The organism is Nannocystis pusilla (assembly GCF_026626665.1).
Taxonomy (GTDB): Bacteria; Myxococcota_A; Polyangia; order Nannocystales; family Nannocystaceae; genus Nannocystis; species Nannocystis pusilla.
Window position 1 is genome coordinate 10,637,204 of record NZ_JAPNKE010000002.1, and the last position, 12,331, is coordinate 10,649,534.

The following is a 12,331-nucleotide window of genomic DNA, read 5'->3' on the forward strand; positions in this document are numbered from 1 at the left end:
CGGCAAAAAATCGGTCGATGACTCGCGGGCCGGGCGGCCATGGTGCCGACATGGCGCCCATCTCGGTCCCGATCCCTCCGCCCTCCCGACCGGCTTCGGAGCTCTCGCGGGTCTCTCGCGCGGCGATTGGCCCGGCGAGTGGCCGGCGACTTGCATCGACGCGCGGGCGATCCGCACGCTCGTGGCGGTGAGGCTCGCACGCGGTCTCACCTGCTCGCTCGCTCGCGCGGTGATTGCGAACGCGATCGGAACAAGGGCCGAGCGTCACTGGTTGGATCGACATGCCCGACGTTCCATCACCGTATGTGTATGCTGCGTTGCTCGCGACTTTTTCGTTCGCCCCGACCGCCCGCGCCGAGCTGCCCGCGCCCGCCGATTTCTCGGTGTCGTATTATGTGACCGACGAGAGCGGCGAGTTCGTGCGACCGATGGTCGAGCGCGATTTCAAGTACGCGACCAATCGCGCCCGTTGCGAGTGCGGCCAGCGGATCGGCGTCCAGATCCAGGCGAAGGACGGCGCCGACCTCGACTACAGCGCCCAGATCAAGGCCTTCATCGGCACCCAGTGCCCCACCGCCGAGAGCACGCTCGCCGGCCAGTTTCTCCGCTGCGGAGTGCTCGCCGAAGTGCTGGCGGCGAACTACGTGCAGGGCGTGACGAGTGCGTTTCACCCGGCGTTCCTGGCCTCCGGCGTCGATCCCTCGTCACCGACCCGAGACGTCCTCGGGGCCGAGACGATCCTCGGCGGCGCCTGCGGCGACGTCACGGGCGAGACCAGCCTCTGGATGTGCGACCCGGCCGCGAACAGCACCGCGAATTGCCAGCCCGAAGAGTTCTTCTACGGGTCCGACGGCGCGCTCTCTCAGCTGTCCGGCATCCCCACGATCGCGTACGACTTCATGCCGCCGCTGCTCAGGGTCTCGAACCTGTCCGTCGAGCCAGGTGACGGTGGGGTCACGCTCCACTGGGACGTGCCGAGCAGCGGCGACATCGCGGGCTTCCGCGTGCTCTGCGAGGAGGCGGACACGGGGGCGTCGCCGGGCCTCGACTTTCCGACGCCCGAGCTCGGCGAGGTGCCGGACAACAACCACTACTTCACGGCCGGCAACCTGTGCGGCGATGCGCCGTTCTCGACCGTCAAGACGGCCCCCGCGGACGTGGTCGACCCGGACACCTGCGGCAACGGCGTGCTCGAGGACGGCGAGGCCTGCGACGACGGTGACGACAACGGCCCCGAGGGCCTGTGCGACGAGGGCTGCGAGCTCCGCGTCAGCCCGAGCCTGCACGCCCTCGACTGGGACCACGTGTGCAGCGACCACATCACGTTCAGCAGCGAGGGCGCGGCCATCCACGGCCTCGAGAACGGCAAGACCTACAACTTCGTCCTCGTCTCCTACGACCTGCACGGCAACCCGCGTGTGCACAAGCAGGTCGTCACCGCCACCCCCGACGGCAGCTTGCCCGGCCCCGACGGCGGGCTCGAAGGGCTCGAAGGGGAGGGCTGCGCCTGCGCCGCGGGCGAGTCGGGCGGGACCGGCGTCCTGGCCCTGTCCCTCGCCGCGCTCCTCGGGCTGGCCCGCCGCCGTCGCCGCTGACGTGTGGCGCGGACCAGGCGGTCTCGGCCGCCCGCGCGACCAAAACGAAGAACCCCTCCGGCGATGCGCTGGAGGGGTTCTTTGGGCTCCGACAGTAGGACTTGAACCTACGACCCGCGGATTAACAGTCCGCTGCTCTACCGACTGAGCTATGTCGGAATGACCCGGACTTGGGGGCCCGGGGCGAGCGTGTGTACTCGATCCCTCGGGACGACGTCAAGCCGCATCGGCTCATGAACCGTGAGCTCGACCACGAACATGGGACTGGGTCCCGGCCGACCCCCCCGAAGCCCTCGATCGGGCCCCCAGGGGCGGTTGGAGCGCCTCCGCGGGGTCATGCACGATTTTTCTGAAGGGGGCTTGACACTCCATGGGGCTCGTATATTCTCCGCCTCCCCTCGCCACGGCGCGGGAACAAAACCTGAACCAACCGGCAGAGTGCCGTCCTCGGACGATGTTCTGCACGATCTGCGGGAGTAGCTCAGTTGGTAGAGCACGACCTTGCCAAGGTCGGGGTCGCGAGTTCGAGTCTCGTCTCCCGCTCAGAAAATCGAAGCCCTGTCACCGCCGGTGACGGGGCTTCGTGCTTGGGCCCGACGCCGGTCCGCGGTCCGCTACACCGGTCGCCGAGGCCCGGGAGCCCCGCAACGGACCGGCGTCCCGTGGTCCGGCGCACGCGCGGGAATAGAAGGCGGCTTGCGCAGTTTGCAAAACCCGCCTAACGTTTCGCCGCGCTCCGTGCCTGCCCTGTTCTCCAGCTTCTTGCGCTGTCTCGTGGTGCTCAGCCTGTGGCTGGGCGCGGGCGTGGCCGCATCGAGCGCGGAGACCGCGGTTGGGGGCACGCCCGATCTGCGGAGCGACATCCACCTGCGCCTGGTCGAGCTGCTCGGCGCCGCGGAGTTCTGCGGCGACGAGGACGACCCGGACGCCGAGGTGCTGTGCGGCGGCGATCTCCTCGCCGACCTGGTCGTCGACCCGTCGGTCCTCAAGCTGTCGCGCGGCTCGTGCTCGCGTCTGCTCGAGGTGCTGTTCAAGCGGGCGGTGTGCGACCCGACCGACGAGACCTGCGGCAAGCTCCAGCCGGGCGGCTTGCCGGCGCGGCCGCCACCCGACTTGCTCGGGCCAGGTTCCAGCGCCGTCGCCGCTGCGCTCCTGCGCGACGCGTGGTCGCCGCGGCGCGTGGCGCTCGCGTCGGCTCGCCCACGCGACGACCCGCCCCTCCTGTCCCGGACGACCTGTCCCGAAGCACCCCCGCCTCGCGTCGGTCCCGCGTAGTCCGCTCGGGCCGGCCGGAGGCATTGGGTCGCGCTCGAGAGGCTGCAGGTACCTCGTGTACCTGCGCGCGGAGCCGGCGCTGCGCGCCTCGGCGGCGCCCTCCGGGTGTTCGAGACGGTCCTCTCATGCGTGTCCCTCATCTCTGGCTCGGCCAGGTCGTGTTCGGCCTGGCGCTGAGCAACGCAGCCTGCGAGTGCTCGCCCAGGAGCGCTCCTGAATCGTCCGCCGCGCCGGTCGCCACCTCTTCGGTGCGCTACCGCGTCGACCTCGACCCCGACGAGCACGCGCTCGGGGGCGCCGAGCCGCTGGTCACGGTCGTGGTCTTCTCCGACTACGCCTGTCCGCCGTCGCGCGCACCTGGAAGGTCCTGGAGCACCTCCTCGAGGACTACCGCGACGACCTGCGGGTGGTGTTCCGCAGCCAGACCTTGCCGGGCTTCGCCGACGGCGAGCGGGCCGCCGAGGCCGCGCTGGCCGCCGGCGCGCAGGGCCAGTTCTGGCCAATGCACCGCCGGCTCTACGACACGATGCAGTTCGACCGCGCGGCGCTCAAGCAGAGCGCCGAGGCGCTCGCGCTCGACGTGCCGCGCTTCCTCGACGACCTCGACGCCGGCGTCTATTCGGGCACGCGGATCCGCCACCGCCGCCAGGCGGTGGAGCTCGGGATCTACTTCAGCCCCGTGGCGCTGGTGAACGGGCGCCCGGTGATCGGCTTCCGCGACGAGGCGGCCTGGCACGCGCTGATCGACGAGGAGATCCTCGCCGCCCAGACCCGCCTGCGCGCGGGCACCCCGCGGGCCGACCTCTACGCTTCCTTCATGGAAGGCGCCGTGGTCGCCCCGCTCGAGGTCGACGACGCCACCGCGCAGCAGCGGCGGATCCTCGCCGAGCGGTTCAAGGCCGCCGAGGCGCCGCCCCCGCAGCGCGCCGAGCCGGGCAAGCGCTACGCCGTCGACGCCGGCGTCGCGCCCACGCTGGGCCCCGCCGACGCGCCGGTGCTGCTGGTCGCGTTCATGGACTTCGAGTGCCCGTTCTGTCGCAAGGCCGCGACCGAGGGCATCGCCGAGCTGCGGCGGCGCTATCCCAACGACGTCCGGATCGCCTACCGCCAGCTGCCGCTGCCGATCCACTCGGCCGCCGACAGCGCCGCGCGGGCGGTGGTCGCGGCCGACAAGCAGAACCGCTTCTGGGACTTCGCCGAGAAGTTGTTCGCCGCCCCGCGGCTCGGTCGCCGCACCTACGCGGCGATCGCCCGCGAGCTCGGCCTCGACGAGGCCCGCTTCCTCGCCGACCTCGACAGCGCCGAGGTCGCCCAGGTCGTCCGCGACGACCTCGTATATGCCCGCAGGCTCGGGCTCGACGCCACCCCGGCGATCTTCGTCAATGGCCGCTACGTCAACGGCTTTCGCGGCGCCGAGGCGCTCGCCGCCGACGTCGAGGCCGAGCTCGCGCACGCGCAGGAGCGGATCGCCGCCGGCGCCACCCGCGAGACCGTGGTGCGCACGATCCTCGACGGCGAGGCGATCCTCCCAACGAGTTTCCCAGCGCCGATCTCCCGCAGTGAAGAATTCTTGATGTCCTTCGGACATGATTTTCGTGACATGTTCTTTCAACCACCCACCAAACTACAGACACAGAGTCCCATGAAACGCATCAGCCTCCCCGTGTTCCTGGTCTCGGCGCTCGCCCTGGCCGCTTCTCCTCTCACTGGTTGCACCGGCAACCGCGGCGGCAAGAAGGAAGAAGCCGCCGCCGCCGGTCCGGCCGCCGCGGGCGGCGGGCTGGTCACGATGGACCAGGTCGACGACTCGCTCACCGGCAAGATCACGGGCGAGCGGTTCCGGGTCACCTACACCGACAAGGACCAGGTCAAGGGCGCCGCCGACCCGCTGGTCACGATCGTCGAGTTCAGCGACTTCCAGTGCCCGTTCTGCTCGAAGTTCACCGACATGCTGAACGAGCTGATCAAGGACCCCGCGTACGCCAACGACGTGCGCGTGGTGTTCAAGCAGTACCCGCTGCCGATGCACAAGGACGCGGCGATGGGCTCCGAGGCCGCGCTGGCCGCCGGTGAGCAGGGCAAGTTCTGGGAGATGCACGACATCCTCTTCAAGAACCAGAAGGCGATGACGCGCGCCGACGTCGAGAAGTACGCCGAGGAGCTGAAGCTCGACATGGCCAAGTTCAAGGCCACGCTCGACGCCAAGACCTACCAGGCGCAGGTCAACGAGGACATGGCGCTCGGCAAGAAGTTCGGCGTGCGCGGCACCCCGAGCTTCTTCATCAACGGCAAGTGGCAGCGCGGCGCGCCGCGGACGATCGACGGCCTGAAGAAGCTGGTCGACGAGGAGAAGGCCGCGGCCGAGCAGCTGATCAAGGACGGCAGCAAGCGCAGCGAGGTGTACGCGCGCATCATGAAGGCCGCCAAGGACGAGCGGAAGGAGCCGCCGCCGGAGAACAAGCCGAAGGTCGGCGAGCCCGACCCGGCCGCCAACTACGCGGTGCCCGTCGACGGCCGCCCGTCGTTCGGCCCGGCCGACGCGCTCGTCACCGTCATCGAGTTCAGCGACTTCCAGTGCCCGTTCTGCAACCGCGTCACGCCGACGCTCAAGCAGATCAAGGAGAAGTACCCCAACGACGTGCGCGTGGTGTTCCGCCAGCTCCGCTCGGCTTCCACGACCGCGCCCGCCCGGCCGCCAAGGCCTCGCTGGCCGCCGCGCAGCAGGGCAAGTTCTGGGAGATGCACGACCTCCTGTTCGCCAACCAGAAGGCGCTCAGCGACGCCGACTTCGAGGGCTACGCGCGCCAGATCGCCGGCCTCAACTTCGACCAGTGGAAGAAGGACCTGGCCGACCCGAAGCTCGAGCAGATGATCAAGGAGGACGAGCAGACGGCGCAGAAGTTCGGCTCGAACGGCACGCCGGCGTTCTACGTCAACGGCCGCCACCTCTCGGGCGCGCAGCCGTTCGAGGCGTTCCAGAAGCTGATCGACGAGGAGAAGGTCAAGGCCGAGAAGTTCCTGGCCGAGAAGAAGCCGGCCAAGGACAAGCTGTACGACGAGATGATCAAGGGCTTCGAGACCGAGCTGAAGGTCCCGCCGCCGCCGCCGCCGGCCGACTTCAAGCGCCGCGAGGTGGCCACCAAGGGCCTGGCCGGCAAGGGCAACCTCAAGAACCCGAAGATCACGGTCGTCGAGTGCTCGGACTTCGACTGCCCGTTCTGCAAGCGCGGCGCCGACACCGTGGCGCAGATCGTCAAGGAGTACGGCGACAAGGTCGCGGTCTACTTCCGCAACTACCCGCTGCCGATGCACAAGATGGCGGAGCCGGCCCACCGCGCCGGCATCGCCGCGCAGAACCAGGGCAAGTTCTGGGAGATGCACGACCTGCTGTTCGCCGACAAGACCAAGCGCAGCGACGAGGACTTCAAGGCCTACGCGCAGCAGCTCGGGCTCGACCTGGTCAAGTTCGAGCGCGACTACAACGACGCGGCGACCGCCCAGCGCGTCAAGGACGACATGGCCGAGTGCGGCAAGATGGAGGTGCGCGGCGCGCCCGGCTTCCTCATCAACGGCCGCCTGATGAGCGGCGCCCAGCCGATCGACCGCTTCAAGGCGGTGTTCGAGGAGGAGCTGAACGGCGGCTTCGAGGCGACGCAGAAGAAGGAGAAGGAGGCCGCGGCCAAGGGCGGCGCGCCGGCCAAGGCGCCGGCCCCGGCGCCGACTCCGGCCCCGGCCAAGTGAGCCTGGTCTCCGGGCCAGGCATCGCCTGGTCCTGACCCGCCCGGCCCCGTGCGCGACGGGGTCGGGCGTCCCCGACCGGTTTGCATCGCGCGCTACTATTCGGTACCCACGAGGTCGACCATGTCCGACGCCACGACGCCTGCTCCCACCCCCAAAAGCGGTCTCCCGCTTCGATCCTGGTCGCGGTCCTCGGGTTCGCGGCGACCATCGGGATCGGCTTCTACGCCGGGCAATGGGTCCGCGATCGCTTCTTCGTGCCCTCGGCCAAGCTCGAGCAGGGCGACCGCTACCGCGCCGACCTCCGCGGCGACGAGCCGCAGCTCGGCCCGAACGACGCGCTCGTCACCGTGGTCGAGTACTCCGACTTCCAGTGCCCGTTCTGCGCCAAGGTCACCGACCCGCTGAAGGACGCGATGGGCACCTACGAGGGCGACGTGCGCCTGATCTTCAAGCACTACCCGCTGCCGGGCCACAACCTGGCGCCGCCCGCGGCCCAGGCGTCGTGGGCCGCGCATCAGCAGGGCAAGTTCTGGGAGATGCACGACCTCCTGTTCGCCAACCAGAAGAAGCTCGACGACAAGAGCCTCGAGGGCTACGCGCAGCAGCTCGGCCTCGACGTCGCCAAGTTCAACGCCGACCGCAACAGCGACGCCGCCAAGGCCGCGGTCGACAGCGACTACATGTCCGGCGGCAAGGCCGGCGCGACCGGCACCCCGTACTTCCTGGTCAACGGCCGGCCCTACTCGGGCTCGCTGCCGGCCAAGCAGTGGCGCGAGATCTTCGAGTACGAGCGCGAGCAGGCCCGCCAGATCGAGAGCCAGGGCACCCCGCGCGCCGAGGTCTACGGCGTGATGATGAAGGACGCCAAGGCCCAGCGCGGCGGCGGCGGGCCCGGCAAGGCGCCGAGCCAGCGCGACGACGGCCCCGACCCGAACAAGACCTACCGCGTCCCGCTCGACGCCCGCCCGCAGTTCGGCCCGGACGACGCGCTCGTCACCATCGTCGAGTTCAGCGACTTCCAGTGCCCGTTCTGCAAGCGCGTCAACGCCTCGCTGGCCGACGTCAAGCAGAACTATCCCAGCGACGTGCGCATCGTGTTCCGCCAGCGCCCGCTGGCGATGCACCAGCAGGCGCGCATCGGCGCCCGGGCGATGCTGGCGGCCCACCGCCAGGGCAAGGCCTGGGAGATGCACGACCGCCTGTTCCAGAGCCCTTCGGACATGTCCGAAGAGGCGGTCAAGAACCACGCCAAGGAGCTCGGGCTCGACGTGCCGATGTTCGAGCTCGACCTCGCCGCCGCCGAGACCGAGCAGATGGTCAAGGACGACGAGGCGGTGGCCAACCGGCTGAAGAGCGGCGGCACCCCGTCGTTCTTCATCAACGGCCGGTTCCTGTCCGGCGCCCAGCCCTACGACGCCTTCAAGGCCCTGATCGAGGAGGAGAAGGCCAAGGCGCAGAAGCTGGTCGACGAGGGCACGCCGCGCGCCCAGGTCTACGAGAAGATCATGGCTGGGGCCGAGGAGAAGCCGGGCAAGTGACGGACGCGCGGCCCTCGGCGGGCGAGCCCGCGGGCTCCAAAGCCTCTGTCCTCGAGGACAGGAAGAAGGCCGCGGCCTGTTGGGCCCGCTCGCCTACCTGGTGTTCATCGCGATCGGTTCGCTGTGGATGTTCTGGTTCGCCGCCTCGCTCGGGCCGGCCACCCAGGCCCAGGCCGAGGCGGCCTGCCGGGCGCTCGAGCCCGAGCTGCGCAGCGGCCCGGCGCCCGAGTTCTCGCTGCAGGACCGCGCCGGCCAGACGGTCGACCTGGCCGACCTGCGCGGCAAGTTCGTGGTCGTCAACTTCTGGGCCACGTGGTGCGAGCCGTGCATCCGCGAGTGGCCGCAGCTCGACCGCCTGGCCGAGCGCCTGGCGGACCGCGACGACGTCGTGATCCTGGCGATCAGCGTCGACCAGGACCAGAGCCTGGTCGCGCCGTTCCTCGCCCGCATGGGCCTCGAGCAGACCGGCGTGCGCGTGCTGTGGGACCCGACCGGCAAGCTGCACACCGCATACGGCAGCGAGAAGCTGCCCGACACCTACTTCGTCGGCGCCGACGGCCAGCTGGTCCACGCGTACATCAACGTCCGCGACTGGGGCCGCCCGGCAGCCCACCACTGCGTCGAGTCGATGCTGGCGCGCTGAGGTCGGGAGAGGCGTCGTGCTGATCCAGTTCGTGGTCGAGAACTTCCGCTCGTTCCGCGACGAGACGGTCTTCAGCATGCGCGCGGCCACTAACGTCGAGCGAGCTCCCGGAGCGCCCGATCTCGCTGCGGGGAGCACTACGCTGCGCTGCGCTGCGCTCTACGGGGCCAACGCGTCGGGAAAGTCCAACTTCGTCAAAGCCCTGCGCTTCGCTCGTGACCTCGTGGTCCGCGGGGTTCCCGAACGAGGTCGGATTCCGACCCAACCATTCCGCCTGGACTCGGCCTCCGCCGAAGCGCCCTCGCGTTGCGAGATCTATCTCCGGGCCGATTCCGGGCAGACCTACGGCTACGGTTTTGCAGCGCGGGCGGACGCGATCGTCGACGAGTGGCTGTCATGGGTCGACGGCGACGACGAGCGCGAAGTCTTCAGCCGCAGCGGCAACGACTTCACGTTCTCGCCCGAGATCGAGGCTTCGGTTCAGGATTTCCTGCGCCTCGTCAGCTCGGCCACGCGTGACAATCAGCTGTTCCTGCGGACGACCCGAGAGTTCAAGCGAGAGCGATTCCCGCCTGCGTTCCAAGACGTGATGGTCTGGTTCGAGTTCCTTCTCGTCATCATCGAGCCCGACGCGAAATTCGTGGGGCTGATACGACGTGCCGACGAGGAGCCGGCGTTCCGCGCGTTCCTCGATGAAGTGCTCGTACGCGCCGACACGGGCATTTCCTCGGTCCGCACGGAACGTACGGAGGTCGAGGTAGGTGAATCGGTGAACCCGAGTGAGCTCGCGTCCAGCTTCGGACCCGGCCGCGCCGAATTCCTGAGCAAGGATGGTGCGACTTTTCGCCTCGATCTCCGTCTGCGTCACGGAGACAGTCCGGACGCGGGGTTCGGGCTCGAGGACGAGTCGGACGGCACCGTTCGGCTCCTCGAGCTCGCGCCGATGCTGTTCCTCGCGCCGAAGACTCCGCGCGTGTTCGTCGTCGACGAGATGGACCGCAGCATGCACACCACGTTGACCCGCTGGCTTGTCGAGCGGTTTGTCACCGAGGCGCCCGGGTCGGCGAGCCAGCTGGTTTTCACCACGCACGACACGAACCTCCTGGACCTCGAAGTGCTCCGCCCGGATGCGATTTGGTTCGCGGAGAAGGACGCGAGCGGCGCTTCTTCGCTGTTCTCGTTGGCCGAGTTCAAGCGCGAGCAGATCGAGCAACTAGGCGGCGAGTTGGAGCAGGGCTACCTGAATGGGCGGTTCGGCGCGATCCCGTTCCTCGGGGGCTCGACGCGGCTCGCAGGGCCCCAAGAGGGGCAGAAGTGAAGCCGGCAGCGAGCCACGGGCTCCTCGATCGCACGATCCAGCGACGAGATGCCCGGCTGTTCGTCATTGCGATCGAAGGCGAGCCGACGGGTGCGGAGCACGCGTACTTGGCGAACTCGAGCTGCGTCGTCTCGTCGATCGCAGGCGAGTGAAGCTGATCCTCTTGCCGGCCGATCCGGCGCTTCACGACTCGGCGCCGGGCCAGGTGCTGGCCCGGCTCGATGCTCACTGCCAGCGTCATAAGATGCGCGAGCGTTACGACGAACTCTGGCTGGTCCTGGATGTCGACAGCTGGCGCAGCGCCACGCTCGCGAGCGTGGCGCAGGACGCTCTGCAGCGACGCTACAAGCTCGCCGTGAGCAACCCTTGCTTCGAGATGTGGTTGCTGCTGCACGAGACCGACGAGCTGCAGTTTCTCGCGGAGCATGAACCGAAGCAGCGAAGCGGCGCGATGAAGCGCCGCCTGGGCGAGCTTCGGGCGCAGGGGAAGCAGCTCATCACGCTCGAACGGATCTGGCTCGCCCGAGCGAGGGCACAAACGCTCGACGACAAACCCGGTGAGCGCTGGCCCAGCAAGCCGGGCACGCACGTCTACAAGCTCATGGATGCGCTGGTCGACGCGGACGCGTTACCGCGACCGGCGTGATCGTCACGGCAGCGCCGCGAGCTGGTCGATCGACTGCTTCAGCGCCGGGCGCAGGCACTCCAGGCAGTCCTTGTTCTTGAACGCCCCGCAGCCCTTGCGCGACGTCTTGTTCAGCCGCTGCAGGGCCGGCAGGCCGCGCTTGTCGTTGGCCTCGGCGATCCGCTTGACCGCGGCGCGCTTGGCCTCGCAGCTGTCGGCCTTGGCGAGCAGGGCCAGGCCGTGCAGCCACAGCGGCACGTCGACCTCGGGCTCGTAGGCGAGGACCGCCTCGGCGGCCTTGAAATGGCCCTCCTTGGCCTCGCCGAGCAGGGTCGTGGCCGGCTCGCGCAGGCCGGCCGGCAGCTCGCCGAGGTCGGGCTTGCTGGCGGAAGGGACAGGTTCCGAAGGACCTGCCCCTTGAGACTTGTCGTCGCTGGCGCCCTTGCCGGCGGCCGGCACGAACTCGGCCGGGCGCTCGCCGCTCTCGGGGGCCTCGGCGGGCGCCTCGTCGCCGGGCTGGCGCATCGCCCACAGCACGATGATGAGCAGCGCCGCGCCGACGAACACCGCGATGAAGCCGATCAGGCCGCCCTTGGCCGCCGGGGCGGCGGGCGGCGGCAGGGTGGGGGTCGGGCTCGGCGGCGGCAGGGTCGACACCGCCACCGGGCTGACGCTGCGGCTGAGCCCGCGCAGGGCGTCGCGGACCTCGCGGGCCGTCTGCGGGCGCTGCTTGGCCTCGCGCGCGAGCAGCTGCTGGATGATGCGTTCGAACTCGACCGGCAGGTCGACGACCTCGCCCGCCAGCGGCGGCGGCGGTTGAGTCAGCTGGCGGGTCAGCAGGTCGCTCATCTCGCCGCCGTCCCACAGCGCGCGGCCGGCCAGGCACTCCCACAGGATCACGCCGAGCGCGTAGAGGTCGGTGCGGTGGTCGGTCGGCTCGCCCATCGCCTGCTCCGGAGCCATGTAGCCGGGCGTACCCATCACGGTGCCGAGGCGGGTGAGCGGCGCGGCGCCCTGGCTCTGGTCGGCGACGCGGGCGATGCCGAAGTCGAGCACCTTGACCACCTCGCCGTCCTCGCGCGCCTCGAGCAGGATGTTGTCGGGCTTGAGGTCGCGGTGGACGATGCCGGCCGCGTGGGCCGCGGTGAGCGCGTCGGCGATCTGGGCCCCGATGTCGCAGACGGCCTGCCAGCGCATGCGGCCGCGGTTGATGATGTCGGTCAGCGACGAGCCGCGCACCAGCTGCGTCACCAGGTACGCGCCGCCGCCGGGCAGCGGCCCGAAGTCGATCGCGCTCGCCACGTTGGGGTGCTCGATCTGCGCCGTCGCCATCGCCTCGCGGCGGAACCGCTCGGCGATCTCCTCGTTGCCGGTGTACTCGGCGTGGATCATCTTCACCGCGACCAGCTTGCGCAGGTTGAGGTGCTCCGCGGTGAACACCGCGCCCATGCCGCCCTCGCCGAGGAGGTCGCGCAGGTGGTAGCGGCCGTCGAGGGTGTGGCCGATCCACGCGGTCGGCGGGGCGTCGGGGGCGGGTAGCGGCGAGGCTGCGGCGGAGGTCACGGCGGCGGCGGCATTATAGGCGGTTTGTCCGGT

Annotated in this window: 8 protein-coding genes, 2 tRNA genes and 1 pseudogene; 9 read left to right on the plus strand and 2 right to left on the minus strand. The window is 69.7% G+C overall.

Annotation, left to right across the window (positions count from 1 at the left end):
- Positions 1-317: 317 nt before the first annotated feature.
- Entirely contained in the window at positions 318-1,595 is a 1,278-nt protein-coding gene (locus tag OV079_RS47050) for an MYXO-CTERM sorting domain-containing protein (RefSeq protein WP_267776565.1), read from the plus strand.
- Positions 1,596-1,681: 86 nt separating this feature from the next.
- Here OV079_RS47050 and OV079_RS47055 read toward each other — a convergent pair.
- A tRNA-Asn gene (locus OV079_RS47055) sits at positions 1,682-1,754 on the minus strand.
- Positions 1,755-2,065: 311 nt separating this feature from the next.
- Here OV079_RS47055 and OV079_RS47060 point away from each other — a divergent pair.
- The 8 genes and pseudogenes from OV079_RS47060 (at position 2,066) to OV079_RS47095 (ending at position 10,756) form a co-directional block, all read left to right on the plus strand.
- Positions 2,066-2,138, plus strand: a tRNA-Gly gene (locus tag OV079_RS47060).
- A 195-nt stretch (positions 2,139-2,333) separates the two neighbouring features.
- Positions 2,334-2,870, plus strand: coding sequence for a hypothetical protein (locus tag OV079_RS47065; protein WP_267776566.1), 537 nt, complete (start codon positions 2,334-2,336; stop codon positions 2,868-2,870).
- 817 nt (positions 2,871-3,687) lie between these two features.
- Positions 3,688-5,523, plus strand: a pseudogene (locus OV079_RS47070) (DsbA family protein); the annotation flags it as partial.
- Between the two features lie 86 nt (positions 5,524-5,609).
- A complete protein-coding gene (locus OV079_RS47075; protein ID WP_267776567.1) occupies positions 5,610-6,611 on the plus strand; it encodes a DsbA family protein in 1,002 nt (333 codons plus the stop codon).
- Positions 6,612-6,691: 80 nt separating this feature from the next.
- The gene (locus OV079_RS47080; protein WP_267776568.1) at positions 6,692-8,149 is read left to right on the plus strand and encodes a DsbA family protein; all 1,458 of its coding nucleotides are present in this window, start codon (positions 6,692-6,694) and stop codon (positions 8,147-8,149) included.
- Positions 8,150-8,228: 79 nt separating this feature from the next.
- A complete protein-coding gene (locus tag OV079_RS47085) occupies positions 8,229-8,792 on the plus strand; it encodes a peroxiredoxin family protein (RefSeq protein ID WP_267776569.1) in 564 nt (187 codons plus the stop codon).
- Positions 8,793-8,808: 16 nt separating this feature from the next.
- Positions 8,809-10,110, plus strand: a complete 1,302-nt coding sequence (locus tag OV079_RS47090) for an AAA family ATPase (protein WP_267776571.1) — start codon at positions 8,809-8,811, stop codon at positions 10,108-10,110.
- 148 nt (positions 10,111-10,258) lie between these two features.
- Complete coding sequence (locus tag OV079_RS47095; RefSeq protein ID WP_267776573.1) at positions 10,259-10,756, plus strand: RloB family protein; 498 nt, start codon at positions 10,259-10,261, stop codon at positions 10,754-10,756.
- Between the two features lie 3 nt (positions 10,757-10,759).
- On the opposite strand, the gene OV079_RS47100 is transcribed toward OV079_RS47095, so the two are convergent.
- Complete coding sequence (locus tag OV079_RS47100) at positions 10,760-12,298, minus strand: serine/threonine protein kinase (RefSeq protein ID WP_267776575.1); 1,539 nt, start codon at positions 12,296-12,298, stop codon at positions 10,760-10,762.
- Positions 12,299-12,331 lie beyond the last annotated feature (33 nt).